The 26466-nt window shown below is 64.6% G+C and carries 29 protein-coding genes and 1 riboswitch; of the genes, 8 read left to right on the top strand and 21 right to left on the bottom strand.

The window, feature by feature from the left end; all coding sequences use genetic code 11:
• The 6 genes from ACSVIE_RS15820 to ACSVIE_RS15795 all read left to right on the top strand — a co-directional run.
• On the top strand, positions 1–192 hold a 192-nt coding region (locus ACSVIE_RS15820; RefSeq protein ID WP_442424454.1), incomplete at its 5' end, for a hypothetical protein.
• A 158-nt stretch (positions 193–350) separates the two neighbouring features.
• Positions 351–1595 carry a PucR family transcriptional regulator gene (locus tag ACSVIE_RS15815; protein WP_426003004.1) on the top strand — a complete coding sequence of 415 codons (1245 nt, stop codon included), beginning with the start codon at positions 351–353 and terminating at the stop codon, positions 1593–1595.
• An 88-nt stretch (positions 1596–1683) separates the two neighbouring features.
• A complete protein-coding gene (locus ACSVIE_RS15810; protein WP_426007554.1) occupies positions 1684–2613 on the top strand; it encodes an ACP S-malonyltransferase in 930 nt (309 codons plus the stop codon).
• Positions 2610–3671 carry a beta-ketoacyl-ACP synthase III gene (locus ACSVIE_RS15805; protein WP_442424453.1) on the top strand — a complete coding sequence of 354 codons (1062 nt, stop codon included), beginning with the start codon at positions 2610–2612 and terminating at the stop codon, positions 3669–3671. The genes ACSVIE_RS15810 and ACSVIE_RS15805 overlap by 4 nt, the downstream gene beginning before the upstream one ends.
• A 135-nt stretch (positions 3672–3806) precedes the next feature.
• A complete protein-coding gene (locus tag ACSVIE_RS15800) occupies positions 3807–4052 on the top strand; it encodes an acyl carrier protein (RefSeq protein ID WP_011692310.1) in 246 nt (81 codons plus the stop codon).
• 132 nt (positions 4053–4184) lie between these two features.
• Positions 4185–5420, top strand: a complete 1236-nt coding sequence (locus tag ACSVIE_RS15795) for a beta-ketoacyl-[acyl-carrier-protein] synthase family protein (RefSeq protein WP_426003009.1) — start codon at positions 4185–4187, stop codon at positions 5418–5420.
• Positions 5421–5507: 87 nt separating this feature from the next.
• Here ACSVIE_RS15795 and ACSVIE_RS15790 read toward each other — a convergent pair whose 3' ends face one another.
• The 17 genes from ACSVIE_RS15790 to ACSVIE_RS15710 all read right to left on the bottom strand — a co-directional run bounded on the left by ACSVIE_RS15790 (position 5508) and on the right by ACSVIE_RS15710 (position 18781).
• Entirely contained in the window at positions 5508–6011 is a 504-nt protein-coding gene (locus tag ACSVIE_RS15790) for a DUF3145 domain-containing protein (RefSeq protein ID WP_426003010.1), read from the bottom strand.
• A 252-nt stretch (positions 6012–6263) separates the two neighbouring features.
• A complete protein-coding gene (locus ACSVIE_RS15785; RefSeq protein ID WP_442424452.1) occupies positions 6264–7190 on the bottom strand; it encodes a tyrosine recombinase XerC in 927 nt (308 codons plus the stop codon).
• A 65-nt stretch (positions 7191–7255) separates the two neighbouring features.
• Positions 7256–8428 carry a DNA-processing protein DprA gene (gene dprA / locus ACSVIE_RS15780; RefSeq protein WP_442424451.1) on the bottom strand — a complete coding sequence of 391 codons (1173 nt, stop codon included), beginning with the start codon at positions 8426–8428 and terminating at the stop codon, positions 7256–7258.
• Positions 8429–8481: 53 nt separating this feature from the next.
• The gene (locus ACSVIE_RS15775; protein ID WP_426007555.1) at positions 8482–10023 is read right to left on the bottom strand and encodes a YifB family Mg chelatase-like AAA ATPase; all 1542 of its coding nucleotides are present in this window, start codon (positions 10021–10023) and stop codon (positions 8482–8484) included.
• Positions 10023–10388 (bottom strand): YraN family protein, encoded by a 366-nt coding sequence (locus ACSVIE_RS15770; protein ID WP_426003015.1) that lies wholly within the window; start codon positions 10386–10388, stop codon positions 10023–10025. The genes ACSVIE_RS15775 and ACSVIE_RS15770 overlap by 1 nt, the downstream gene beginning before the upstream one ends.
• Before the next feature lie 100 nt (positions 10389–10488).
• Positions 10489–10824, bottom strand: coding sequence for a DUF2469 domain-containing protein (locus tag ACSVIE_RS15765; RefSeq protein WP_021470793.1), 336 nt, complete (start codon positions 10822–10824; stop codon positions 10489–10491).
• 41 nt (positions 10825–10865) lie between these two features.
• Positions 10866–11579: a ribonuclease HII gene (locus ACSVIE_RS15760; protein WP_442424457.1), complete on the bottom strand. Its 714-nt coding sequence runs from the start codon at positions 11577–11579 to the stop codon at positions 10866–10868.
• A gap of 56 nt (positions 11580–11635) precedes the next feature.
• Entirely contained in the window at positions 11636–12457 is an 822-nt protein-coding gene (lepB, locus tag ACSVIE_RS15755; RefSeq protein ID WP_442424450.1) for a signal peptidase I, read from the bottom strand.
• Entirely contained in the window at positions 12458–13132 is a 675-nt protein-coding gene (gene lepB / locus ACSVIE_RS15750) for a signal peptidase I (RefSeq protein WP_442424449.1), read from the bottom strand.
• 80 nt (positions 13133–13212) lie between these two features.
• On the bottom strand, positions 13213–13566 hold the full coding sequence (gene rplS / locus ACSVIE_RS15745; protein ID WP_426003020.1) for a 50S ribosomal protein L19: 354 nt from the start codon (positions 13564–13566) through the stop codon (positions 13213–13215).
• Between the two features lie 280 nt (positions 13567–13846).
• Complete coding sequence (gene trmD / locus ACSVIE_RS15740) at positions 13847–14644, bottom strand: tRNA (guanosine(37)-N1)-methyltransferase TrmD (RefSeq protein ID WP_442424448.1); 798 nt, start codon at positions 14642–14644, stop codon at positions 13847–13849.
• Positions 14645–15187, bottom strand: a complete 543-nt coding sequence (gene rimM, locus ACSVIE_RS15735) for a ribosome maturation factor RimM (protein WP_426003023.1) — start codon at positions 15185–15187, stop codon at positions 14645–14647.
• 151 nt (positions 15188–15338) lie between these two features.
• Positions 15339–15581, bottom strand: a complete 243-nt coding sequence (locus ACSVIE_RS15730; protein WP_207614856.1) for an RNA-binding protein — start codon at positions 15579–15581, stop codon at positions 15339–15341.
• 1 nt (position 15582) lies between these two features.
• On the bottom strand, positions 15583–15999 hold the full coding sequence (gene rpsP / locus ACSVIE_RS15725; RefSeq protein WP_426003024.1) for a 30S ribosomal protein S16: 417 nt from the start codon (positions 15997–15999) through the stop codon (positions 15583–15585).
• A 215-nt stretch (positions 16000–16214) separates the two neighbouring features.
• Positions 16215–16655, bottom strand: a complete 441-nt coding sequence (locus ACSVIE_RS15720) for a hypothetical protein (RefSeq protein ID WP_426003025.1) — start codon at positions 16653–16655, stop codon at positions 16215–16217.
• A gap of 77 nt (positions 16656–16732) precedes the next feature.
• Positions 16733–17620: a VOC family protein gene (locus ACSVIE_RS15715; protein ID WP_426003026.1), complete on the bottom strand. Its 888-nt coding sequence runs from the start codon at positions 17618–17620 to the stop codon at positions 16733–16735.
• 72 nt (positions 17621–17692) lie between these two features.
• Positions 17693–18781, bottom strand: a complete 1089-nt coding sequence (locus ACSVIE_RS15710) for an amidohydrolase family protein (RefSeq protein WP_442424447.1) — start codon at positions 18779–18781, stop codon at positions 17693–17695.
• Positions 18782–18867: 86 nt separating this feature from the next.
• Positions 18868–18975, top strand: a riboswitch (TPP riboswitch).
• Here ACSVIE_RS15710 and thiC point away from each other — a divergent pair.
• Positions 18970–20793 (top strand): phosphomethylpyrimidine synthase ThiC, encoded by a 1824-nt coding sequence (gene thiC / locus ACSVIE_RS15705; protein ID WP_442424446.1) that lies wholly within the window; start codon positions 18970–18972, stop codon positions 20791–20793. (Overlaps the previous riboswitch by 6 nt.)
• On the opposite strand, the gene ACSVIE_RS15700 is transcribed toward thiC, so the two are convergent.
• Entirely contained in the window at positions 20776–21498 is a 723-nt protein-coding gene (locus tag ACSVIE_RS15700) for an alpha/beta fold hydrolase (RefSeq protein ID WP_442424445.1), read from the bottom strand. The genes thiC and ACSVIE_RS15700 overlap by 18 nt on opposite strands.
• A 49-nt stretch (positions 21499–21547) precedes the next feature.
• The gene (gene ffh / locus ACSVIE_RS15695; protein WP_426003032.1) at positions 21548–23125 is read right to left on the bottom strand and encodes a signal recognition particle protein; all 1578 of its coding nucleotides are present in this window, start codon (positions 23123–23125) and stop codon (positions 21548–21550) included.
• Positions 23126–23235: 110 nt separating this feature from the next.
• Here ffh and ACSVIE_RS15690 point away from each other — a divergent pair, with 110 nt between their 5' ends.
• Complete coding sequence (locus ACSVIE_RS15690) at positions 23236–24636, top strand: glucose-6-phosphate dehydrogenase (RefSeq protein ID WP_442424444.1); 1401 nt, start codon at positions 23236–23238, stop codon at positions 24634–24636.
• Between the two features lie 105 nt (positions 24637–24741).
• Here ACSVIE_RS15690 and ACSVIE_RS15685 read toward each other — a convergent pair whose 3' ends face one another.
• Together ACSVIE_RS15685 and ACSVIE_RS15680 are read right to left on the bottom strand one after the other, a co-directional pair.
• Positions 24742–25080, bottom strand: a complete 339-nt coding sequence (locus ACSVIE_RS15685) for a P-II family nitrogen regulator (protein WP_426003035.1) — start codon at positions 25078–25080, stop codon at positions 24742–24744.
• Positions 25077–26426 (bottom strand): ammonium transporter, encoded by a 1350-nt coding sequence (locus tag ACSVIE_RS15680; RefSeq protein WP_442424443.1) that lies wholly within the window; start codon positions 26424–26426, stop codon positions 25077–25079. Before ACSVIE_RS15680 ends, ACSVIE_RS15685 begins: the two co-directional genes overlap by 4 nt.
• Between the last annotated feature and the right edge of the window lie 40 nt (positions 26427–26466).

Below are 26466 nucleotides of genomic sequence, written 5' to 3'. Positions count from 1 at the left end.
GGCTTCTCCGACACCCGCGCCGCCGCCCGCCGCTACTTCAAAAACGACACCCACTCCATCGTCACCAAAACCCTGCAACTCCTCGCCGCGAAGGGCGAAGTTGACGCAGATGCGGTGGAAAAGGCCATCGACAAGTACCGGCTCCTGGACGTGAATGCCGGCACCACCGGCGGAGCAGGCGGCGACGCCTAGCCTCCCCCGACCCAGCGGCGGCTTCCACCGGAAGGTGGGGGCCGCCGTCGGGCTTTAACGGGGTCTGGAAGCCTGCCGCCGGAGGGTGACCGGCGACATCACCAGTTGTAGCCTTCGCACAAATGGAGCTTGCCAACGAAGCGCCGTATGCTCGTCTCATGGCTGAGTCGACCAAGACCCCCGTCAAGCGCAAGACAGCAACCCCGGCATTGTCTCCCGAGAAAGCCGAAACCCTGCGCCAGCTCCGCGCCAACGTCGGCCAGTTGTCCACCACCACCATGCGGCAATTGGAAAAATCCCTCCCCTGGTACAGCCGGTTGAGCTCCGATGAACGGTCTGCCCTGGGGCTGGTCGCGCAGAACGGCATCGCAGCCTTCGTCACCTGGTACGAGCGCCCCAGCTCACCGTCGTGGATCCTCACCGACGTCTTTGGCAACGCACCCACGGAGCTGACCCGGTCCATCAGCCTGCAAAAGGCCCTCCAGCTGATCCGGATCGTGGTGGAAGTGGTCGAAGACCAGGTGCCGGTGATTGCCCCGGAACCAGACCAGCCCTCGCTGCGGGAAGCAGTTCTCCGGTACTCGCGGGAAGTCGCCTTTGCCGCCGCTGACGTGTACGCCCGCGCTGCCGAATCCCGGGGGTCGTGGGATACCCGCCTGGAGGCCCTGATCGTCGACGCCATCCTGCGCGGGGAAAATACCGATGCCCTCCGGTCAAGGATTGCCGCGCTCGGGTGGAAGGCACAGGAACGGTTCACCGTCATGGTGGGCAACTCCCCGTCGGAGCCAAGCGCCAGCTACGTCAGCGAACTCCGCCGGACCGCAGGACGGTTCGCCGAAGACGCCCTCGTGGGCATCCAGGGCGACCGGCTCATCCTGATCCTCGGCGGCGTCCAGGACCGTGACACGGCCTACGTCAAACTCAGCGAACTTTTCGCACCGGGAGCCGTTGTCTACGGGCCGGAGGCCGGATCGCTTCTTGAGGCCAGCAGTTCCGCCCAGGCCGCTTTTGCCGGGCTCACCGCCGCGCGGGCATGGCCGTCTGCTCCCCGGCCGGTCGCTGCCGACGATCTGCTGCCCGAGCGTGTCGTATCCGGCGACGACGCGGCCCGCAGGTCACTCATCAAGAACATCTACCGGCCCCTTCTCGCAGCCTCCAACGGGCTGGTGGAAACCTTGGGAACCTACTTGGAACTGGGGCATTCACTTGAAGCCACGGCACGTGAATTATTCGTCCACGCCAACACCGTGCGCTACCGTTTGAAGCGTGTTTGCGACGTGACAGGGTGGGATCCCCTGCTTCCGCGGGAAGCTTTCGTCCTCCAGACAGCCCTTGTGGTGGGTCGCTTGTCGGCTCCTCCGAAGACCTCTCCGGAGCGTCACGGATCGCGTTCACAGAACTGAACCGTTGTAGACTTCCTACAAACTGACCCAGTGAGCTTGGTGCACCAAAACACCAGAGGATCACGTGGCAATTTGGAAAGCTGGATACGTGCTTGCAATCGTCTGCCCTGGACAGGGCTCCCAGACCCCTGGATTTTTGGCCCCATGGCTGGAACTCCCCTCCGTCGAAGAACAATTGGCTGGCTTGAGCGAGATCGCAGGCATCGACCTCAAGGCCCACGGCACCACCTCCGACGAGGAAACCATCAAGGACACCGCAGTGGCCCAACCACTGATCGTTGCCGCAGGCCTCGTGGCCGCCTCGTCGCTGTTCGACGTCGAACTCAACACGCTTCCGGTGGTCCTTGCCGGCCATTCCGTTGGCGAGATCACGGCCTCGGCCCTGGCAGGTGTGCTGACGGATAAGGAAGCCATGACGTTCGTGCGTGAACGCGCCAACAGCATGGCCAAAGCAGCCGCCGTCACTCCCACCGGTATGAGCGCCGTGGTAGGCGGGGACCCCACTGAGGTCCTGGACGCCATCAAGGCCTCCGGGGCCACCCCGGCAAACGTCAACGGCGCAGGACAGACCGTTGCCGCCGGGACGTTCGAACAGCTCAAGAGCCTCGCGGAAAACCCGCCGGCCAAGGCACGGGTCATTCCCCTGAAAGTTGCGGGCGCCTTCCACACCGAACACATGGCACCGGCCGTCAGCGCGCTCGAGGCCCTCAAGCCCTCACTTTCCCCGCAGGACCCCACCGTTCCGCTGCTATCCAACTTCGACGGCAAGGAAGTAACCACGGGAACGGCCGCCGTCGACAGCCTGATCGCCCAGGTCTCACGCCCGGTCCGCTGGGACCAGTGCATGGAGACCCTGGTTGCCCGCGGCGTGACCGGTGTCATTGAACTCGCTCCCGCAGGAACCCTCGCGGGACTGGCCAAGCGGGGGATGCCTGGAGTCAAGACGGTTGCCGTCAAAACGCCCGAAGACCTCACCGCCGCTCTGGCACTGTTTGCCGAACTGGAGGGACAGGCATGAGCACCCCGGTTCTGAAGCAGGCCCCCGTCAACGCGTACTCGCGGATCCACGGCATCGGCGCCTACCGTCCGGACATCACCGTAACGAACGAGGACGTCTGCCAGTGGATCGACTCCTCCGATGAATGGATCCGCCAGCGCACCGGCATCATCACGCGGCACCGTGCTGCCGCCGACGTCAGCGTGATCGACATGGCCGAGGGCGCAGCGCGCGAAGCCCTCCAGCAGGCCGGCATCGAGCCGTCGCAACTGGGCGGCGTCATCGTCTCCACGGTGACCCATCCGTACGCAACCCCCTCCGCTGCCGCGGCGCTTACCGATCGTCTGGGTGCGACGCCGGCTCCGGCCTTTGACATCTCGGCCGCCTGCGCCGGGTACTGCTACGGAGTTGCCCAGGCAGATGCCCTGGTGCGCTCAGGTGCTGCTGAATACGTCCTTGTTGTCGGCGCGGAGAAACTCTCCGATGTCATCGACAACCACGAACGCACCATCTCCTTCCTCCTGGGAGACGGCGCCGGCGCAGTGGTGGTCGGGCCTTCCGATACTCCAGGCATCGGCCCGTCCGTGTGGGGATCCGACGGCAGCAAGTGGGACGCCATCGGCATGACCCACTCCCTGGTGGACGTGAAGAACCTCGGAGAGTCCGCCCGCCACTCGGACGAAACCGACGACCCCGCCATCCTTTCCGCCGCCCAGGACGTCTGGCCTACCCTGCGGCAAGACGGCCAGACCGTGTTCCGGTGGGCGGTCTGGGAAATGGCAAAGGTTGCCCAGCAGGCACTGGACGCAGCAGGCATCCAGCCCACGGACCTGGCAGCCTTCGTTCCCCACCAGGCGAACATGCGCATCATCGATGAGATGGTCAAGAAGCTCCAGCTTCCCGAGTCCGTGGTGATCGGCCGCGACATCGCCCAGGCCGGAAATACCTCGGCAGCATCCATTCCGCTGGCAACCCACCGGCTGCTCCAGGAGAACCCCGGGCTCAGCGGTGGACTCGCCCTGCAAATCGGTTTCGGCGCCGGACTGGTATTTGGCGCCCAGGTAGTCGTCCTTCCCTAGGGTCGGCACCGCAACAGACCTGGTAGACCCTGGCGGGCCACCAGTCAACTGAATATGACTTACAAACCCAAGCCGTAATCCACGGTTTGTCCCCCTTTCCGGCAGCAGCCGGTCCAACAAGAAAAGGAGCCGATCATGGCTAGCAACGAAGAGATCCTGGCCGGCCTGGCTGAAATCGTCAACGAAGAGACCGGCCTGGCCACCGAAGCCGTCGAGCTGGACAAGTCCTTCACCGAGGACCTGGACATCGACTCCATCTCGATGATGACCATCGTGGTCAACGCCGAAGAGAAGTTCGGCGTGCGCATCCCGGACGAAGAGGTCAAGAACCTCAAGACCGTCGGTGACGCAGTGAGCTTCATCGCCAACGCCCAGGCCTAAGGCCTGATTTCCTGTGCCGGGCCAGGGTACTGACCCTGCGCCCGGCACAGCCGCACCACAGCCCAAAGATTTTCCGGCCGCGTCCTGGCTTTACCCGCAGGATGGACGGCTGATCCGACAGAGAGTGATCGAATGGCACGCAAAGTAGTCATAACCGGTCTGGGGGCCACCACTCCCATCGGCGGCGACGTACCCACCATGTGGCAGAACGCGCTGAAAGGGGTCTCAGGTGCCCACACACTCCACGACGAGTGGGTAACCAAGTACGACCTCCCCGTCCACTTTGCTGCACGGTGCTCGACGCCGGCTCTTGATGTCCTGAGCCGTGTTGAAGCCAAGCGCATGGACCCTTCCACGCAGTTTGGCGTTATCGCTGCCCGCGAAGCCTGGGCGGACGCCGGCATCGACAACATCGACCACGACCGCCTTGCCGTAGCTTTCGCCACCGGCATCGGCGGCGTCTGGACCCTCCTGGACGCCTGGGACACGCTCAAGGAAAAAGGTCCCCGCCGGGTCCTTCCCATGACCGTGCCCATGCTCATGCCCAACGGTGTGGCGGCCGCAGTCAGCCTCGACCTCGGCGCCCGCGCCGGCGCGCACACCCCTGTTTCCGCCTGTGCATCCGGCACCGAAGCCATGCACCTCGGCCTGGACCTGATTCGTTCCGGTAAGGCAGACGTTGTCATGTGCGGAGGTGCAGAGGCAGCCATCCACCCGATGCCCCTGGCAGCGTTCTCCTCCATGCAGGCACTCTCGCGCCGCAACGACGAACCCGAGCGCGCTTCCCGTCCGTACGACACCGATCGTGACGGCTTCGTGATGGGCGAAGGTGCGGGTGCGCTGGTACTCGAGGCCGAGGAACACGCCATTGCCCGCGGTGCCCGCATCTATGCCGAGCTTGCAGGTACTTCGGTCACGGCCGACGCCTACCACATCACGGCACCGGATCCCGAAGGCCTCGGCGCTACCCGCGCCCTGAAGGCGGCGATGTTCGACGGCCGCATCCAGGCAGCCGACGTGGTCCACGTCAACGCGCACGCCACGTCCACCCCCGTGGGCGACAAACCCGAGTACACGGCCCTCCGTGCTGCCCTCGGCTCGCACGTGGACAACGTGGCCGTGTCTGCCACCAAGTCGCAGATGGGCCACCTGCTTGGTGCCTCCGGGGCTGTGGAAGCAGTGCTGACGGTGCTTGCAGTTCACGAGCGGAAGGCACCGGTCACCATCAACCTGGAGAACCAGGACCCGGAGATCCCCCTCGACGTCGTTACGTCGGTCCGCGACCTCCCGGCCGGCGACATTGTGGCGTTGAGCAACTCCTTCGGCTTCGGTGGCCACAACGCGGTCATCGCTGTCCGCAGCATCTAGAAACACCAGCTCACGCAAAGCAGGGCCCCACCGCTGTTCACGGGTGGGGCCCTGCTTTTTTGCTATGGAAAGGGAAAGGTTCGCCGGTTACCCGACCTGATGCAGCCACCGGACCGGGGCGCCCTCTGCAGCGTGGCGGAAAGGCTCCAGCTCTTCATCCCAGGCTTCGCCCAAGGCAAGGGACAATTCGTGGTAGACAGCCGAAGGATCGCCCGCTCCTGACTCGTAGGCGTAACGGATCCGGTCTTCACTGACCATGATGTTCCCGTGGACATCCGTGACCGCGTGGAAGATTCCGAGCTCCGGGGTGTGTGACCACCGGGCACCGTCCACGCCCTGGCTTGGTTCTTCAGTTACCTCATAGCGCAAATGGGCCCACCCACGCAGAGCAGACGCCAAAAGGGCGCCGGTGCCTGGGGCGCCGGTCCAGGACAACTCGGCGCGGAACATTCCCGGCGCGGCAGGTTGCGGGGTCCACTCAAGATCGGTCCGCTTGTCAACGACCGATCCAATGGCCCACTCCACGTGGGGGCACAGGGCCGTTGGGGCCGAGTGCACGAACAGGACACCGCGGGTTGTTGCAACAGACATTCCATCCTCCATAGCTGTAGGTACGTCTTCCCCAACGACCTCCACTGGATGGTTGTTTGCTGCCCCCCTGCCATGCGACGTGGCTCCTGCAAACTATGAAGTTATGGACACCGGCTGCTCCGCACGCGAAGCATGGTGCTTTGATTGTTACACAGAACGAACCCTCAACCATACATTGAAGGTTCGGCCTTGGTGCTTACATTGTGCCGTACCAGTAACCTTTCCGCCAGTGCGGGCCACCGGACGTCATGTTCACGCCCTTGGATGGGCCTGCTGGTAACTCTTCCGTAGCCGCTCCACGGAGACATGGGTGTAGATCTGGGTGGTGGCAAGACTGCTGTGCCCCAGAATCTCCTGCACGGCACGCAGGTCCGCGCCACCGTCCAGCAAGTGCGTGGCGGCACTGTGCCGCAGGGCGTGCGGCCCCGTCGCAGCAGTGTCACCGAGCGCGTGGAGGACCTCTTCCACCACACTGCGCACCTGGCGCTGATCCACCCTCTTGCCACGGGCTCCGAGGAACAATGCAGGACCGCTGCCGGCTGTCACCACCGCGGGGCGTCCCCTCCTAAGCCAGTCGTCGACGGCGACCGCGGCCGGGACGCCGAAAGGCACGGTTCGTTCCTTGTTGCCTTTGCCGATGACGCGGAGGGTGCGCCGGTCGGGATCGAGGTCATCGATGTCCAGTCCGGCCAACTCTCCAACACGGATGCCCGTGGCATACAACAGTTCCACCATGGCCCGGTTCCGCACGGCGAGCGGGTTCCCGTCCTCGGCGGCGTCCCCGAGACTGCTGACGGCCCGGTTGACCTGTTGCTGTTGCAGCACGCCAGGCAGCGCTTTATCCCGCTTGGGGGCCTGTAAGCGGATTGCGGGGTCCACGGAGATCAGTTCCTCCCTCAGGGCCCACTTGGTGAACGAGCGTGCCGTAGCTGCGCGCCGCGCCAACGTGGACCGCGCCACCCCCGCTTCGCTTTGTGCACCCAACCACCGGCGGAGCGTGCCAAGTTCAAGGTCCGGCAACTCCTTGGCGCCCTCCAGGGCAGCGAATTCAAGCAGGCTCCGGACGTCCGCGAGGTAGGCCCGGATGGTGTGTTCCGACCGGGCGCGTTCCCCGGCAAGGTAGCGTCGGAACCCGTCCAGGTTTGCCTCGAATGGGTCTTGGGTGGATTCTCCGTCCATACTCCCAACTGTGCCAGCAATGGCTCCCCCTGTGCTGAATCAACATGCATGGCGAGGTCAGTTGCCTAGGCCTTCCTGGTTCTTTTCCAGGCACCCCGCTCCGAGGCCGCCAAACCCAGGAGTCCCAGGCGGCCCAAGCCGGCACGAACGGCATCGGGGCTTAATCCGGCCACCGCTGCCAGCTTCTCCACAGAGCTGGCGGAACGGAGCGGGAGCGCATCCAGCAGGATCAGGTCCTCCAGGGACAGGCCGTCGTGTTCCTGCGCACTGGCCGCCCGGTCCGCGGCAGGGGCCTCCCCGTTGCGACCGGCAAGTTCAGCGATCTCGCCAACGTCCGTGACGCAAACGGCGCCGCCATCCCGCAACAACCTGTGGCATCCTGCCGAGTTGGCACTGTGCACGGATCCAGGGACTGCGCCCACGATCCGCCCGATGGTTTCAGCATGGTGGGCGGTGTTGAGGGCGCCGGACCTCCATCGGGCTTCCACCACCACCGTCACGGACGCCATTGCCGCGATGATCCGGTTCCGTTGCAGGAACCGGTAACGCGTTGGCGCCGACCCGGGCGGCACCTCCGAGATCACTGCGCCCTGCTGGGCAACGGCGCGCAGGAGGTCTTCGTTCCCGGAGGGATAGAAGCGATCCACTCCCCCCGCCATGACAGCAATGGTGGGGGTGGCGGTCGCAGCGCCGCTGAGTGCCCCGCGGTGGGCGTGCGCATCTATGCCGTATGCCCCACCGGACACCACGGTGAACCCCCGCTGCGCCAGGCCGTAGGCGAGGTCACCGGTCACAGCTGCACCGTAGCTTGTGCTGTCCCTGGAGCCGACCAGGGACACGCAGTTCCGGAGTACCGGAAGGGGCTCGGCATGGCCGCGCCACCAAAGACACAGCGGTTCCTGGAGCCCGAGATCCTGCAGTTGCTTGGGCCATAGCTCATCTCCCGGCACCATCACCCGACCGCCAAGGCGCTTCATCGTGTCCAGGTCACGTTCCGGTGCAAGATCAGGGACGCGCGGGGACCAGCGGCGCTTGCTCGCTGCCAGCCCGGGCCACGACACCACGCCACCCTCCTCCGCAAGCAGGGTACTGATCTCCTGTTCCAGGGCAGCTCCGGCATCCAACTCCCCCGAGGCAACCCCCAGGGCATCAACAGGACCCACGGCACGGACGAGAGCCAGTCCCGCCATGTCCTGGGGTTCCATCAGCCGCGCCAACGCCGCTCTGGCAAGCCTCATCTTTTCCTGTGTTCCCAACGATCCCAATGCCGGTGCTCCTTTCATCATGCCTGTCATGCCGCAGCCGTGGCTTGCCGGAGGCCAAGTGCTTGTCCGATGTGATCGGGAGAGGGGGTGTCGCACTTTTCAAGGTCCGCAAGCGTCCACGCGAGCCGGAGGACGCGGTCGTAACCCCTGGCCGTGAGGATGCCCCGTTCCAGGGCAGTGTCAAGGATGCGGGTTGTGGCAGGGGGAAGCCTCAACGTGCCGCGAAGGATACGCCCGGGGATCTGGCTGTTGGCCTCCAGCCCCAAGTCCTGCAACCGCTCCCTTTGCCTGCCCCTGGCTACCCGCACCCTGGCGGCGACCGTGGCAGTGTCTTCCCCGTCCCCTGCCTGCCCGAAGCCGGCCAGGGCCACGCGGTGGACCTGGAGCTGGATATCCACCCGGTCCAGCAAGGGCCCGGACATCCTGCCAAAGTAGCGCCTCCGCATGACGGGCGTACAAGTGCAGTCCATTCCCTTGCCGGCAGCCTTCCCGCACGGACACGGGTTGGCGGCAAGAACCAGCTGAAAGCGCGCCGGGTAGGCAGCGGTGCCGGCGGAGCGGTGGATGACCAACTCCCCGCTTTCCAATGGCTGCCGCAGGGCATCCAGGACCCGGCGCTCGTACTCCGGAGCCTCGTCCAGGAAGAGGACACCGCGGTGTGCCCTGGACGCCGCACCAGGACGGGGCAGACCTGAGCCGCCTCCGATGATGGCCGCAGCCGTGGCACTGTGGTGGGGACTCTCAAAGGGTGGCCGGCGGATCAGCTGTGCGGCAGAACCCCGGACCGACGCCAGGGAATGGATGGCTGTCACTTCCATGGATGCCTTGTCCCCCAGGTCCGGAAGCAGGCCAGGCAGACGTTCGGCAAGCATCGTTTTGCCGGCTCCGGGAGGACCCGTCAACAACATGTGGTGGCCGCCGGCAGCGGCGACCTCCAGGGCACGCCTGGCCTCAGCTTGGCCGGCAACATCGCACAGGTCCGGTGCAGTACCCGTGGAGGGGCCGTCATCCCCGGGAACCGGCTCGGGTCCCGGGTTGTAGTCCAGTGCAAGATCCCTGGGATCGGCGCCAAACTCAAAGACAAGCCGGGCAAGAGTCTTGTAGCCCCGAACGTTGGCCCCCGGGACGAGGGCCGCCTCGGCAACGTTCGCCTCGGCGACGACGATGTCCTCGTGGCCGGCCTGGACGGCAGCCATCACCGCTGGAAGGATGCCCCGGACCGGCCGCAGCCTTCCGTCCAGGCCCAGTTCGGCGATGAACACCGTGCCGCTGATGGAGCGGATATCCCCGGCGGCCCGGAGGACCGCCATGGTGATGGCCAGGTCAAAGCCCGACCCTCGTTTGGGCAGCGACGCAGGTATGAGGTTGGCCGTGATCTTCCGGCGGCTCAGCGGTATGCCAGAGTTCAGGGCGGCCGACCGGATCCGTTCCTTGGCTTCGTTCAAGGCAGCATCCGGCAGGCCCAGGATGACGAAGGCGGGCAGGGTTTGCCCGATGTCTGCTTCGACTTCGACGATGTAGCCGTTGAGGCCCACCAGCGCCACACAGTAGCTCCGCCCGACGGCCATCACGCCACCGCCCGCAGGTGTTCAAGCCGGGGTTCACCAACGCCATCGTGGACGACACTGACGACATCTACCCTGATGGCCGGATCGATGGGGCCGTGGTCCCTGCACCAGGCGAAGGCCAGCCGCAGCAACCGGGCCAGTTTGTCCGGCCCCACGGCTTCGAAAGGATGACCGTAGTCAAGGGTGCGGCGGGTCTTCACCTCCACGATGACGACGGTTCCGCCATCCAGTGCAACGATGTCTATCTCACCGTCAGGGCACCGCCAGTTACGGTCCACGATGAGCATTCCCTGGTCTTCAAGGAATCCGGCCGCCGCTGCCTCCCCGGCACGGCCCAGAATGTCTTTGGCTCGCATGAGCACCACCTCCGGTTCCAGCCTTCACGGTGGAGGCTGGAACCGGCAGGGAGCAGGTGGGCTATGTGGGTAACCCTGTTTGTGGAGGAGGAGTCACCCCTAAGGGGGGCTAGTTGCCCAGGTCCCCGAGATCGCCGTCCTTGGGGAGGGCAAGGTCCTCGTTACGGGGCAGTTCCTCCACGTTGACGTCCTTGAAGGTGATGACCCGGACGTTTTTCACGAACCGCGCGGAACGGTAGACATCCCAAACCCAGGCATCCTGGAGCGTGAGGTCGAAATACACCTCTCCGTCGGCACTGCGGGCCTGGAGATCAACGTGGTTGGCAAGATAGAAACGCCTCTCGGTTTCCACCACGTAGCTGAAGAGACCAACGACGTCCCGGTATTCGCGGTAGAGCTGCAGCTCCATGTCGGTTTCATAGTTCTCAAGGTCCTCGGCGCTCATGGTTCCATCTTGCACCATCGGGACCCGCCCCGTGGGCAGGACTACATGAGATGCCAGCTGGTGCGGTGATACGGGCTTGGCCCCTGCAGCCGGAGGACCTCACGATGGGCCGCGGTGGCGTAGCCTTTGTTCTCGTCCCATCCGTAGTGCGGAGCCTCCGCATGGAGCTCCACCATGATCCTGTCCCGCGCTACTTTTGCCAGTACGCTGGCTGCAGCGACACTCAGGCAGCTCATGTCCGCCTTGACCCGGGTGTGCACCGGAGCGTCGCAGGCAGGCTCGCCGGAAGCAGTATCAAAGAGCGATGCCTGGACCTCGGGTGAGAGCCAGTTATGGCTTCCGTCCAGCAACACGGCGTCCGGCGTTACACCGCCCGCCAGAATGTCCACCCACGCCCGGGTACCTGCCAGGCGCAGCGCGGCAATGATGCCGATCCGGTCGATTTCCTGGGCCGAGGCATGACCCACGGCGCTGGCTATTGCCCAGTCCCGGACCAAGGGTTCCAGCCTGTCACGGTCCTCGGGTTTGAGCAGCTTGCTGTCGCGGACGTCGGCCAGCAGGCCGTGGTCCGCGAGGTCCACTACTGTGATTCCCACCGTTACCGGTCCTGCGAGGGCTCCCCTGCCCACCTCATCCACACCGGCGAGCAGCCGGACGCCGGAGGACAGGAAGGAGCGTTCAACGTCCAAGGTCGGGAAAACCGGACCAGTCTCCGCCTGGGGCTTGGCCTTGGTTTTCCCCTTGCCGCGGGACATGCCCGTTTCAGCAGCCGTGGCTGCTGGTGTTTTGGTGATGCCGGTTGCGCGGGCCATTATTTTCCTGATGTACCAGCGGGGACGTCCTTGAAGACATCCGGGTAGTTGTCCAGGACCGTCCAACGGTTGATGGGCCAGGCGATGACGGTGGCTTTGCCTTCGACGTCTTCAATGTTAATGAAACCACCGTTGACCTCTTGGTGCGCGCGGGAATCGGCGGAGTGGTTCCGGTTGTCGCCCATCACCCAGACCTTCCCTTCAGGGACCACGATGTCGAAAGGGCTGGGCTGCGGTACTTCCGCAGGGTTGATATAAGTCTCGTTCAACGGCACACCGTTGATGCTGACCCTGCCGCCGGCATCGCAGCAGGAGACCCTGTCGCCGGGCAGCCCGATGATGCGCTTGACCAAATGCTGCTCATTGTCGTCAGCCATGAGTCCGACGAATTCCAACGTGTCGCCAACCCAGTCCATGGGCCCGGCGGGCTTCTTCTCCACCGGTTCAAGCCAACCCTGGCTGTCCTTGAAGACCACCACGTCGCCGCGCTGCAGTTCAAAGGGGCCCGGTACCAGCAGGTTGATGAAAATCCGGTCGTATACGTCCAGGGTGTTTTCCATGGATTCGGACGGGATGTAGAAGGCGCGGAAGAGAAAGGTCTTCAGCAGGAATGACAGCACCAGCGCAATCGCCACCACGGTGGCAATCTCCTTCAGCCAAACGAGCGCCAGGTTCTGGCGCGGTTTGCCGTCCGTCCCGGTGGCGTCGGAACCGGCGTCGTGGCCTTTGGCTCCGTTGCCATCGGCCGCGCTGTCCGTTCCGTCCGAGAGCAGGGCGTCGTCATCGCGCCGCTCGGGATTCCCGGGAGCTCTGTCCGGCATTTAGTGTCCGTTCTTTGATGGTTCGGCCTGCACTGCGTGAGGCATCTCTGCAAATCTATCAAGCGGCCAGATGATCTGGACCGGTCTTCCGATGACACGCTCAACCGGGACCATGCCCCCGCCGGGCGCACCCAGCAGCCCACGGGAATCCGCGGATCGGGAGCGGTGGTCGCCCATCAGCCACAACCGGCCTGCCGGAACCACGACGTCGAACTTCTGTTTGCTCGCCTCGTCCCCCGGGTAGATATAGGGTTCCACCAACACCTGGCCGTTGACTGTAAGGTGCCCCGAGGGTTCGCAGCACGCCACGTGGTCGCCGGCCACCCCGATGACTCTTTTGACATAGGTCGTATCGCTGCCTGTCAGCCCGAACCACTGTCCTGCTGCCGAGGCTGCATCAACGAACGGTCCTTTGCCACTGTTCAGTGGTGCAAAGGAGCCACGACCGTCAAACACCACAACATCGCCGCGGCGGATGGGTTCACTGCTGAAAGCGGTGCGCGAGACGAGGATACGGTCGCCTGTGCCGAGCAGGGGCTCCATGGACTCCGAGGGGATGTAGTAGACGTCGACCCAGAGCGACCTCACCAGCCCGCTGATGGCTATGGCCAGGACAAGCGCCAGTACAACAAAACGCCAGCCCTGTTTCCGGGGCTGGCGTTCTGCAGTGTCCATGGTTCGTATCCTGTGTTGCGTTGCGGATTGCTCCGGAACTGGCCGGGCACGAATCCTGGACCCGTTGCTAAAGCTGGCGTTTAGTTGCCGAAGTCGCGCTTTTCCTTGATCTTCGCAGCCTTACCGCGCAGTGCACGCATGTAGTAAAGCTTGGCGCGGCGGACGTCACCCTTGGTAACGACCTCGATCTTGTCGATGATCGGGGAGTGCACCGGGAAGGTACGCTCAACGCCGACACCGAAGGAAACCTTGCGCACGGTGAAGGTTTCGCGAACGCCGTCACCCTGGCGGCCCAGGACGAAGCCCTGGAATACCTGGACGCGGGAGTTCTTGCCTTCGATGATGTTCACGTGGACCTTGAGGGTGTCACCCGCGCGGAACTCAGGAACATCGGTGCGCAGCGAAGCTGCATCTACGCTATCGAGGATATGCATTAATCCACTCCTGGTGAACGCCACAGGTCATTCACTTTGGGTTACGGCGGACAAGCCCGCCGACCATGAAGGCCGACCGGAAATCTCCGCCGAAGATTCAAGGTGACCGGCGCCGCCGTGGTTGGCGTGGCCGGGTTGCCTGGCTGTTGGCTGAACTCCCCCTGTGGCAGGTGCCAGCCCAGCAGACACAAGGGTTAATTCTGCCACAGGCCCCTGCCTTCAGGCCAATTTCCCGCTCAGCCGCACCAGTCAGCCGCACCAGTACGACGACGGTGCTCAGCTACGGCTTTCCGTCGCCGCCGGGACGGGCGCGAAGGCGGCCATCAACGACGTCGTACCCCAGGTCCGCGAAAGCGTTGCGGTCGGCGCGGCTCAAGCCGGTGGCATCGAAGCCGGTGAGCAGGTCCGGCCGCCGCTCGGCGGTCCTGCGGAACTGTTCGTGGCGGCGCCACTGGGCGATTTTCCCGTGGTTGCCACTGAGCAGGACCGGCGGAACCTCGTGGTCCCGCCAGGAGGACGGTTTGGTGTAGACCGGATACTCAAGCAGCCCGTCGGAGTGGGACTCTTCGATGAGCGACTCGGGATTTCCAACAACCCCCGGGAGAAGACGTCCGATGGCTTCAACCATGGCGAGCACCGCCACTTCCCCGCCGTTGAGCACATAATCTCCCAGACTCACGGGGCGGACGGTAAAATGTTCGTGGGCCCAATCAATGACGCGTTCGTCAATGCCTTCGTAGCGTCCGCAGGCGAACACCAACTGCTCCTCCTCTGCGAGCTCATAGGCCAGCGCCTGGTTGAACCGCTCCCCCGCCGGCGAGGGAACAATGAGGACGGGCTTGGCATCGGTATTCTCCATCACGGACTCCAGCGCCTGCGCCCATGGCTCAGGTTTCATGACCATGCCCGCGCCGCCGCCATAAGGAGTGTCGTCCACGGTCCGATGCCTGTCAGTGGTGAACGTGCGGAGATCGTGCACCTTCAGGTCCAGGATTCCGTCCTGGCGTGCCTTGCCGATAAGTGAGAGCTCCAGCGGAGCCAGGTACTCCGGGAAGATGCTGACGACGTCGATCCTCATTCAGGCATCGTCTCCATCGGACGTGCCGGCGTCGTCATCGTTAAGCTCGAAGAGCCCCGCGGGGGGAGTAATGAGGACGTAGCCGCCGTCCACATTGACCTCGGGGACGATTTCGTCCACGAACGGGATCAGGATCTCCTTGCCGCCGGGGGTTTCGACTACCAGCAGGTCCTGGGCCGGCATGGTGTTCAGGGCGGCAATCCTGCCTACCGCCTGGTTTCCTACCCGCGCCTCAAGGCCGACCAGCTCGTGCTCATACCAGCCTTCGTCGTCCACCTCGTCGAGGTCGTCGGTTTCGATGAACAGCTTGGCCCCGCGGATCAGTTCGGCGCCATTGCGGTCCGGCACTTCCTCGAAGCCCAGCAGGAGGATGTCCTTGTTCCACCGGGCGCTGCGGATGGTCAGGGGACCTGCCGTGGCCGGCTCCACCAAAAACTCTGTCCCGGCAACGAACCGCTCGGACGGAGCATCGGTGAGCACCTGGACTGTCACCTCGCCGCGGATACCGTGTGGTTTGCCGACCCGGGCCACCTGGAGCTGCATGGATTCCTCTGGATTCTTGTTGTGCCCCGTGCCGTGCCGGCGGGTGGGCGCTGATGGGATTCTTACTGGAGCTGATTGTCGAGAAAGCAGTCCGGCCCCTCCACCATATTCGGTGAAGGGGCCGGACCTGAGGCAAATGCTGCTGAGCGCGTTACCGGCGACGGTCGGTGTCGACGACGTCGACCCTGACCTGCTCGCCTCCAGCCAAGGCTGCAACCACAGTGCGCAAGGCACGGGCGGTGCGTCCCTGGCGGCCGATTACCCGGCCGAGGTCGTCCTGGTGAACCCGCACTTCGAGGGATTCCCCACGGCGGTTGTTCTTGGCACTGACCTTGACATCCTCAGGGCTGTCAACGATCCCACGGACCAGATGCTCGAGCGCTTCTGCCAGCAACTTACTCAGCCTCGGTGGTCTCTGCTTCAGCAGCTTCGGCCTCGGCGTCGTCCTTCTTGGCCTTCTTGGTGATGGCTTCCGGAATGATGACGGAACCCTTCTCCGGAGCCACGAAAGCTTCCTTCGGAGCCTTGGTCTTCAGGGTGCCTTCCTGGCCAGGCAGGCCCTTGAACTTCTGCCAGTCACCGGTGATCTTGAGGATCGCAGCAACCTGCTCGGTGGGCTGGGCGCCAACGGACAGCCAGTACTGGGCACGCTCGGAAGCGACCTCGATGTACGAGGGCTCCTCGGTCGGGTGGTACTTGCCGATTTCCTCGATGGCACGGCCGTCGCGCTTGGCGCGGGAGTCCATGACAACAATGCGGTAGTACGGTGCGCGCATCTTACCGAGGCGCTTAAGGCGAATCTTTACGGCCACTTTTGTGGTCACTCCTGTTTCTGAAACGGGGTTGAACCCGACGTTCTGCACCCGTGGGGCGGGCCATACTTGGGGGTTCGAAGGACAAGATACGAGCACGGAGAGAGGGGCCGCACCGATCGAGTACCTGTCCATTGTGCCAGATGGGCCGCACAATTACGACTTGGCCGGACTCCACCCCTGTGGACTTGGTCACGTCCACCTTCATGCGAGGGTCAGGACACCGACCAGACGTAAAGCCCGGCGCGGTCCGCTTTCTCCACATCGGAGGCAAGGGCTGCCAGTTGCTGGACGTACCCTTTGGACTCGGCCGCCCCGAAAGGCATGTCTTCCTGCCCTGCCCAGGCCTCGGCGACATCATCAAGGACATTGCCGTCACCTTCGCTTTCATACGTCAGCAATTCAGCCAACGCGCGAACCATCGCTTCGGGGACCCCAAGCAGGGCATCGCTGGTGACATCCACCAGGGCCAGCTCATAGTCGGCTCCGGCTGCGTGGACCGCCTGCCCGGCGAGGTCACCGAGTTGTTCAACCTCAAAGTCACTGATGCCGTCAATCCGGACAGCAGATCCGGCAACGCCGGCTCCGCCGTCGAGGGCGGCGGCCCGCTTGAGTGCTTCATCGTGGGTGGCTACAAAAATTTCGGCAAAGCCCATGGAAAGTCATCCCATTCCGTCGTGCTGACACGGCAGGGGCGCAGGACATGCCGGCCCCTGCTCCAACATTGCCCAGCCTAGTGCAGGCCGGGCCCCGCGACCGCCACCCGCAACTGGTTCCGCCACGGGTCCTCAAAACGAAGCTCCTTGCCTGTGTGGTGGCTGGACAGGCCCGCAACCTTCAGCCGGTCCGCCAACGCCAGGACGTGGTCGTCGCCAGGGACTTCAATCAGGACTTCACCCAGGCCCAGCGTGTCCCGGCGCGGCCCGGCACCGCGGCTGTTCCAGACATTCATGGCCATGTGGTGGTGGTAGCCGCCCGCCGAGACGAACAAGGCCTGGCCGTGCCAGCCGGCGGTCCGCTCGAACCCCAGAGTGTCCACGTAGAACTTTTGCGCCGTCGCAACGTCGCCTACCTGAAGGTGGACATGCCCGACGCCGGCACCGGCCCGGGCCTGGCCCGTCACCGCCTCTTCGCTCAGGTACTGCTGAAGGTAGGCCTGCGGCGGCAGGGCAACGTTGTCCATGACCACGTTCTTTCCGTCCCACTGCCACACGCTCCGGGGCTTGTCGTAATACAACTCGATGCCATTGCCTTCGGGATCGGTGAAGTAGAACGCCTCGCTGACCAGGTGGTCGGCACTGCCGACGAAGGCACGGGGCTCGTATTGCGCGGCAGTGGCAATGGTCGCGGCCAGGGCGGGCTGGTCTTCGAACAGGATCGCAGTATGGAAGAGGCCGGCCTCGCCCCTGCCGGGAATCTGCAGGCCTGCGGCCGGAGCCAGGTGGACTACGGGCTTGCCGAGGCGGCCCAGGTACAGCCCGCCGTCCTGTTCGGCGACCACCTGCAACCCCAAGGCGCGCTGGTAGTAGTCGCTCATGAGCTTCATGTCGCCCACTTTGAGCATGACAGTGCCCATGGAGAGATCGGCAGGCAGCAGGTCCTGGCTGGATGAAGTGGTCATGCGAAGCTCCCGGTGATCAAGGTGGCCGCTTTTCGGCTCGTTCTACCTCTTTAAATTACTTGAAGCTTCAATTTATTCCCAGCGGACGACGTTGCCCCTTAAGACCACGTGGCTCAACCGGTGGACGGTGGCAAGCTCCTGACGGGGATCCTCGCGGCACACCACCACATCGGCAGGTGCCCCCTCGCTGATTCCTTCCGTCCCCAACCATGCCCTGGCACCCCACGTGGCGGCATTCAGCACCGCGGCAGGCGGCAGGCCGGCGTCGTGCAGTTCCTGCATCTCGTCGGCGATCCGGCCATGCTTGATGACGCTGCCGGCGTCAGTGCCGGCATAAATGGAAACGCCGGCCTCATAGGCTTCAAAAACCCGCTCGCGCCGGCGTTCCCACAGGCTGGTCATGTGCTGCGCGTAGTCGGGAAACTTTGGCTTGGCCTGCGCCGCGATGTCGGGAAAGGTGGCAATGTTGACCAGGGTGGGAACGATCGGAACATCCTGTTCCACGAGGCGCGGGATGTGCCGCGGCAGCAACCCGGTGGCATGCTCTATGCAGTCGATTCCGCCGTCCAGCATGTGGTCGATGGTCTGTTCCGCGAAGCAATGCGCGGTAACCCGGGCGCCTTCGTCATGCGCGGCAGCTATGGCTTCCTTGACGACCCCGGCTGGAAATGACGCGGTTAAGTCCCCCACTCCCCTGTCAATCCAGTCGCCCACCAGCTTGACCCAGCCATCGCCGTCGCGCGCTTCTTTCCGGACGGTCTCCACCAGTTCATCCGGCTCGACTTCGTGGCCCAGACCCCGCAGGTACCGCTTGCTGCGGGCAATGTGCCGGCCGGCCCGGATGAGGCGCGGAAGGTCCTCCCTTTGCTGGACCCAGCGGGTATTGCCGGGCGAACCGGCGTCGCGGATCAGCAGCGTTCCGGCGTTCCGGTCCGCCATGGCCTGGGCGAGCGTGGTCTCCTCATCCACCGCACCACCGGGCCCCAGCCCGATGTGGCAATGCGCGTCGACGAAGCCCGGCAGCACCCATCCGGCAAGCACTCTGTCCGGCGGCGTTGCGGGACGTTCAAAAGTCAGCTTTCCGTCAACTGACCACAATCCCCGGCGTTCGTCATCGGCTGCAACCAGCACCGGACCGCTGAATTCAATGATGTTGGCCATGGCAGAAGCCTAGTGCGACGAACCCCGCCCCGCCCCTTTCGAAAGCTTGTGACTGGGAGCACCCGCTGCCCCTGTGGTAGCTTCTTCCCTGACCACACGGGAGCCCTTGCAGGGGCTGAGATCGGGCTGAAGCAGTCTGCGACCGTCGAACCTGTCCGGGTAATGCCGGCGAAGGAAGTGAGTAATCCTTGAGCACCACAGAAACACAGCACAGCCCTGCCCGGAACCAGACTGCTCCGGCCGGGGAAGCCGTCACGCAGTCGCTGAAGTCCCATTCGCTGGCTTGGGTGGAGGATCCGGGCCACGGCATCCGCGTACCGGTGACCGAGATCGCCCTGGAACCCTCCCCCAACGGGCAGGCCAACGATCCTTTGCGGGTGTACCGCACGGCCGGCCCGGGAAGTGATCCGGTAGTCGGTCTGGAACCGTTCAGGAAGGCCTGGATCGAGGAACGCGGCGATACGGAAAGCTACACGGGCCGGGAACGCAACCTGCTCGACGACGGCAAGTCGGCCGTGCGGCGCGGAGCAGCGTCTGCGGAGTGGAAGGGTGCACAACCGGTGCCCCGCCGCGCCGTCGAAGGCAAGACCGTCACCCAGATGCATTACGCCAGGCAGGGCATCGTCACCCCGGAAATGCGGTTCGTGGCCCTGCGGGAGAACTGCGACGTGGAGCTGGTCCGCAGCGAAGTCGCTGCAGGGCGGGCCATCATCCCGAACAATATCAACCACCCGGAATCGGAACCGATGATCATCGGCAAGGCCTTCCTGGTGAAGATCAACGCCAACATCGGCAACTCGGCTGTCACCAGCTCCATTGCCGAGGAAGTCGACAAGCTGCAGTGGGCCACGCAGTGGGGCGCAGACACCGTCATGGATTTGTCCACGGGAGATGACATCCACACGACCCGCGAATGGATCATCCGGAACTCACCCGTGCCCATCGGCACGGTTCCGATCTACCAGGCTTTGGAAAAGGTCAATGGTGAGGCCAATAACCTCACGTGGGAAATCTTCCGTGACACGGTGATCGAACAGTGCGAGCAAGGTGTGGACTACATGACCATCCATGCCGGCGTCCTCCTGCGGTACGTGCCCCTCACCGCCAACCGGGTCACGGGCATCGTGTCCCGCGGTGGCTCCATCATGGCCGGCTGGTGCCTGGCCCACCACAAGGAGAACTTCCTTTACACGCATTTCGATGAGCTGTGCGAGATCTTCGCACAGTACGACGTTGCCTTCTCACTCGGTGACGGCCTCCGCCCCGGAGCCACAGCCGACGCCAACGATGCCGCGCAGTTCGCCGAACTGGACACCCTTGCCGAGCTGACCCAGCGAGCCTGGGAATACGACGTCCAGGTCATGGTCGAAGGACCGGGCCACATCCCTTTCCACCTGGTGCGGGAGAATGTGGAACGCCAGCAGGAACTGTGCAAGGGGGCTCCGTTCTACACCCTCGGGCCGCTCGTGACAGACGTTGCCCCGGGTTATGACCACATCACCTCCGCCATCGGTGCCACGGAGATCGCCCGCTACGGCACGGCCATGCTCTGCTACGTGACACCCAAGGAGCACCTTGGCCTGCCGAACAAGGACGACGTCAAGACCGGCGTCATCACCTACAAGATCGCCGCCCACGCCGCGGACCTGGCCAAGGGACACCCTGGGGCGAACGAACGTGACGATGCCCTCTCCAAGGCGCGTTTCGAGTTCCGGTGGCGGGACCAGTTCGCCCTGTCCCTGGATCCGGTGACCGCGGAGTCGTTCCACGACGAGACGCTTCCGGCCGAACCGGCCAAGACCGCGCACTTCTGCTCCATGTGTGGCCCCAAGTTCTGCTCCATGCGCATCAGCCAGGACATCCGCGACGAATACGGTTCGGCCGAAGCGCAGGCCGCGATCGCCGACATGTACAGCGGCATGCGGGAGAAAAGCGAGGAATTCCTCGCAGCTGGAGGCAAGGTCTACCTGCCGGAACTCCAGGTACCGGCAGCCTCAGGACGCGCGAACTGACATAGTCCGCCCGACCTCGGCGATGAACGATCGGATGATCCGGTCACCTTCCACCGAGTCCTGGGGCCGGTGCCCTCCCGCGGCCACGCGCCGGAGGGCACCGGTTTCCTGGAGGTACGCGGCGATCTCTTCGTAAAGGGGCTCCCAACCGCCGGTCAGCACCAGCGTGGGGACCCCCGGAACGATGTGCAAGGGGGCTTCCCAGGGCGGAGCCTGCAACCTGAGCCGCCGGGCAGAGCGCCTGGCCTGGGGTGTATCGGGCACGCCTGCCACGGATGAAAACGCACGGCGGTAGAACTCGCGTTCATAGTCGGCGTCGTTGAGCTGGGTCCGCACGTCAAAAAGCGGTTCCATCAGCGCCCGGTGCGCTGCCGTCGCGGGCAGTTCAGCGGTCAGGGACAGGCACACCGGCTCCACCAGGGAGAGGGAAAACACCAGTTCCGGCCGGTCCAGGGCTGCCAACATGGCAGCGATCGCCCCTTGTTCATGGGCTACGACATGGCCTCCGCCGACGTCTGCCAGCGCACCGACGAGGATTTCAACGTCCGCTGCCACATCCGATGACAACGGCTCCTCCACCGGATGGAAACCATGGCGCCGGAGGAACAAGGCGTCATAGTCCAAAGCCATGCCATGTTGCTTGGGCCAGGCCGCAGCGCCGAAACTGCCCAGGCCGTGGACAAAAACAACGCGCTGCTTCTGCATTGACCAAGCGTATTCCACGGCACTGACATCCCAACCGGGGGTTGGCTGCCTACTTGCCCAGGAACTTGTCGAAGCCCTTGGGGAGGTTAAGCATGGACGGATCGAAGTCCTGGGCACCCTGGCCGAACGCAGCCCCCGTGGGCGCCGATGCGGCCGCAGCCCGCTTGGCTTCGGCGTCGCGCAGTTCCTGGGCGGCTTTGGCAGGGTTGCCCGAACGCGCCTTCTTCTTCGGCGCGCTCTTGCCGCCCTTGCGCCCGCCACCAGGGCCACCCAGGCCAGGCATTCCCGGCATCCCCGGCATGCCGCCGCCCTGGGCGAGCTTCTTCATCATCTTCTGTGCCTGGGCGAACCGCTCCAAGAGGCCGTTGACTTCAGAAACATGAACGCCCGAGCCCTTGGCGATACGGGCCCGCCGGGAACCATTGATGATCTTGGGAGCCACGCGCTCATGCGGTGTCATGGAACGCACGATTGCCTCGACGCGGTCGATCTCCCGCTCGTCAAAGTTCTCCAGTTGCTGCCGGATGTTCTGGGCTCCCGGCATCATCATGAGCATCTTCTTCATGGAGCCCATGTTGCGGATCTGCTGCATCTGGGCGAGGAAGTCGTCCAGGGTGAAGTCTTCCTGGTCGGCAAATTTCTTTGCCATCCGGGCGGCTTCTTCCTTGTCCCAGGCCTTCTCCGCCTGCTCGATCAAGGTGAGGACATCGCCCATGTCCAGGATGCGGGAAGCCATGCGGTCCGGGTGGAACAGCTCGAAGTCGTCGAGGCCTTCACCAGTGGAGGCAAACATGACAGGCTTGCCGGTGACCGATGCAACAGACAGCGCGGCACCGCCGCGGGCATCGCCGTCGAGCTTGGACAGGACGATACCCGTGAAGTTGACGCCCTCGTCGAAAGCCATGGCCGTGTTCACGGCATCCTGGCCGATCATGGCGTCAATGACGAACAGGACCTCGTTGGGGATGATTGCCTGGCGGATGCGTCGGGCCTGGTCCATCATCTCGGCGTCCACGCCAAGACGTCCTGCGGTGTCCACGATCACAACGTCATGGAGCTTCTGACGGGCCTCGGCAACACCGGCCTGCGCAACGGCGACGGGGTCGCCTGCAGGGTGTTCCACCTCGGACGTTGCACCGGGATGAGGCGCGAAGACGGGAACGCCGGCACGCTGGCCCACGACCTGGAGCTGCGTTACGGCGTTGGGGCGCTGGAGGTCACAGGCGACCAGCAGGGGGCTGTGGCCCTGGGCCTTGAGCCACTTGGACAGCTTGCCGGCGAGGGTGGTCTTGCCCGCACCCTGGAGGCCGGCCAGCATGATGATGGTGGGGCCGTTCTTGGCCAGGCGGATGCGCCGCGTTTCGCCGCCAAGAATCTCCACGAGTTCCTCGTTGACGATCTTGACGATCTGCTGGCTGGGGTTCAGCGCAGCGGATACTTCCGCACCGAGGGCACGTTCGCGGATCCGGGACGTGAACCCGCGGACCACCGGCACGGCAACGTCGGCGTCCAAAAGGGCACGACGGATCTCCCGGACTGTGGCGTCGACATCGGCCTCCGTGAGGCGGCCCTTGCCGCGGAGGTTCTTGAAGGTTGCTGTCAAGCGGTCAGAGAGTGAATTGAACACGCGCCGTGCACTTCTTTCGATGGTCTGCGAATGGGGCCACTGCGGCCCGCCGGAGTCTTGACGACTATCTAGGGTACCAAGTCGAGCCTACAAGATGGCATGCTGGCACAGTGACCAGCAAAACAACTGTGAAAACCTTGCTCATCCTCGGTGCTTCGGGAGACCTGACGGGACGGTTGCTGCTGCCGGGGCTGGCCGGGCTGCTGGCGACGGGCAGGGCGTCAGGCCTGAAACTGGTCGGCGCCGGGTCCGACCCCTGGACCCCGGGCCAGTGGAAGGAACGGGTTGACGGAGCCTTCGCAGCTGCCCTGAAGTCCGCGGGGCCGGAGGGAATACGGGACCTTGCCGCGGTCGCCGCGACCACGGTCTACCATCAGGTGGACGTGACCGCCGACGGCCCCCTGGCCGGACTGCTGGCCTCGCTGGAAGGTCCCGTGGCCGTCTACTTCGCACTGCCCCCGCAGGTCAGCCAGAAAGCGTGCGAAATCCTCCGGCCCGAGCAGGTTCCACCCGGAACCCGGCTGGTCCTGGAGAAGCCCTTCGGTTCGGGCACGGCGTCGGCCAGCGACCTGAACCGGACACTGGTGAAATTGGTGCCGGAGGACCATATCCACCGCGTGGACCATTTCCTGGGCAAGGCGACGGTGCTGAACATCCTGGGCCTGCGCTTCGCCAACCGCTTCCTGGAGCCGGTGTGGGACCGCGAACACATTGAAAAGGTCGAGATCATCTTCGATGAAGATCTCGCCTTGGAAGGCCGGGCGCGCTATTACGACAACGCCGGCGCCTTGCGCGACATGATCCAGAGCCACCTGCTGCACATCATGGCTTTCCTGGCCATTGACGCTCCCGCCAGCATCGACGAACGCGACCTCCGGGATGCCGTAGCCACCGTACTGAGGGCCAGCAGCATCAAAGCACCCTACCGCGACTCCACCCGCCGGGCCCGGTATACGGCCGGCACCCTTGGCGAGCGGCATGTTCCCGATTACATCGACGAGGCCGGCGTGGATCCGGCCAAGGAGACCGAGACGCTCGCCGAAGTCCGCGTGGACATCGACAACTGGCGCTGGAAAGGGGTGCCTTTCATCCTGCGCTCGGGCAAGGCGATGGGCCACAAACGCAAGGAGGCAATCGTCACGTTCCGGCCGGTGCCGCACCTGCCGGTCGGGTTCTCCGGCGTGGATTCGCCCAACCAGCTCCGGATTGGATTCGGGCCGGATGTGCTGCAGCTGGATGTGGACGTCAACGGCCCGGGCGACATCTTCACCTTGGACCGCGCGAGCCTCCTTGCCGAACTGAACGCCGCGGGCATGCTTCCCTACGGCGAAGTGCTGGAGGGCATCCTTGCCGGGGACCCCCTGCTGTCTGTCCGTGGCGACACCGCGGAAGACTGCTGGCGGATCATCGAACCGGTGCTGCACGCCTGGTCCCGGGGCGCCGTCCCGTTGGAGGAGTACGACGCCGGCAGCGCGGGTCCGGCGTCCTGGCCGACCGCCGTCGGGGGTTAGGCAAGCCGCTGCCGCCTGCCGCCGTCGTCCTGCCCGGGGCGTAAGCCAAAAGACAGAACGGGCCGGGTACCTGTGCGGTACCCGGCCCGTTCATCATGCCCGGGATCAGATGGCGGCTGCGCCGCGCTCCCCCGTCCTGACCCGAACGGCCTCGTATACGTCCACGGTCCAGACTTTCCCGTCACCGGCGCGGCCGGTGTTGGAACTGGCGATCAGGACATCCAGGATGTCGTCGGCCTGTTCGTCCGTAGCGAGAACCTCGATCCGGATCTTGGGCAGCAGGTCCACGTTGTACTCGGCGCCGCGGTACACCTCGGTGTAGCCGCGCTGCCTGCCGTAGCCGCTTGCTGCGCTGACCGTCAGTCCCTGGACTCCGTAGGCCTCCAGGCCCTCCCGGACTGCGTCAAGCTTCTCGGGACGGACGATCGCTGTGATGAGTTTCATGCCTGGACACTCTCCTTGCCTTCTGCGGGAACCTTGGCCTGTGCCGGAGCCTTGCCTTCTGACGGGGCGTCGCCCTTGCCGGTCACCGCGTCATGCAGCGGCTGGAAGCTTCCACCGTGGCCACCCACACCGAACTCGTAAGCAGTTTCCGCGTGGAGGCTGAGGTCCACACCCACGTTCTCCTGTTCGGTGGAGACCCGGAAGCCCATGGTCTTGTGGATGGCGAACGCGATGATGGCGGTCAGGATGGCCGAGAAAGCGATCGCGATGCCTGCTGCTGCAAGCTGTGCCCACATCTGGGCCCAGCCGCCGCCGTAGAAGAGGCCGCCACCAACGCCGTCCGTGGGAAGGGCGATGAAGCCCAGGGCCACCGTGCCGATGACGCCGGAGACCAGGTGGACGCCCACAACATCAAGGGAGTCATCGAAGCCCCAGCGGAACTTCAGGCCGACCGCCAGGGCGGAAGCCACGCCTGCCACCAGGCCGAGTCCCAACGCACCGACAGGGCTGACGTTGGCACAGGCCGGAGTGATGGCCACGAGGCCGGCGACGACACCGGATGCGGCACCCAGGGAGGTCGGGTGTCCGTCGCGGATACGTTCGGTGATGAGCCAGCCGAGCATTGCTGCAGCCGGTGCTGCGAGGGTGTTGATCCAGATCAGGCCGCCCTGCTCAGCAGTAGTTGCTGCGCCGCCGTTGAAGCCGAACCAGCCGAACCACAGCACTGCTGCACCCAGCATGACGAACGGAATGTTGTGCGGACGGTGGTTGGGGTCCTTGCCGAAGCCGCGGCGGTTGCCGATGATGAGCACCAGGACGAGGGCCGCTACGCCGGCGTTGATGTGCACGACGGTTCCGCCTGCAAAGTCGATGGCCGGGCCGAGTGCCTGGCCGATGGCGCCTTCGGGACCAAACAGGCCGCCACCCCAGACCATGTAGGCCAAGGGGCAGTACACCAGGGTGACCCACACCGGCACGAAGAGGCTCCAGGCGCCGAACTTGGCGCGGTCTGCAATGGCACCGCTGATCAGCGCCACGGTGATGATGGCGAACGTTGCGGCGTAGCCGACCTTGATCAGGCCGTCCGGGGTGGTAATGCCCTCAAGTCCGAACGTGGCGAAGGGGTTGCCGACAATCTGCAGGAAGCCCTCGCCCGAGCTCATGGAAGCGCCCCACAGCACCCAGACGACGCCCACGATGCCAATGGAGATGAAGCTCATCATCATCATGTTCAGGGCTGCCTTGGCGCGTGTCATGCCGCCGTAGAAAAATGCCAAACCGGGAGTCATCAACAGCACGAGCGCCGCCGCCACCATGACCCATACGTGACCTGCGGTAAGTTCCATGGTGCACGTTCCTCTCTTGCTAGTTCTGCGGTTCGTCCGC

The sequence above is a fragment of the Paenarthrobacter sp. NCHU4564 genome (assembly GCF_052156435.1).
In the GTDB taxonomy this organism is placed as follows: Bacteria; Actinomycetota; Actinomycetes; order Actinomycetales; family Micrococcaceae; genus Arthrobacter.
The sequence above is the reverse complement of the archived record's forward strand: the minus strand, read 5'-3'. Positions and strand labels throughout refer to the sequence as shown.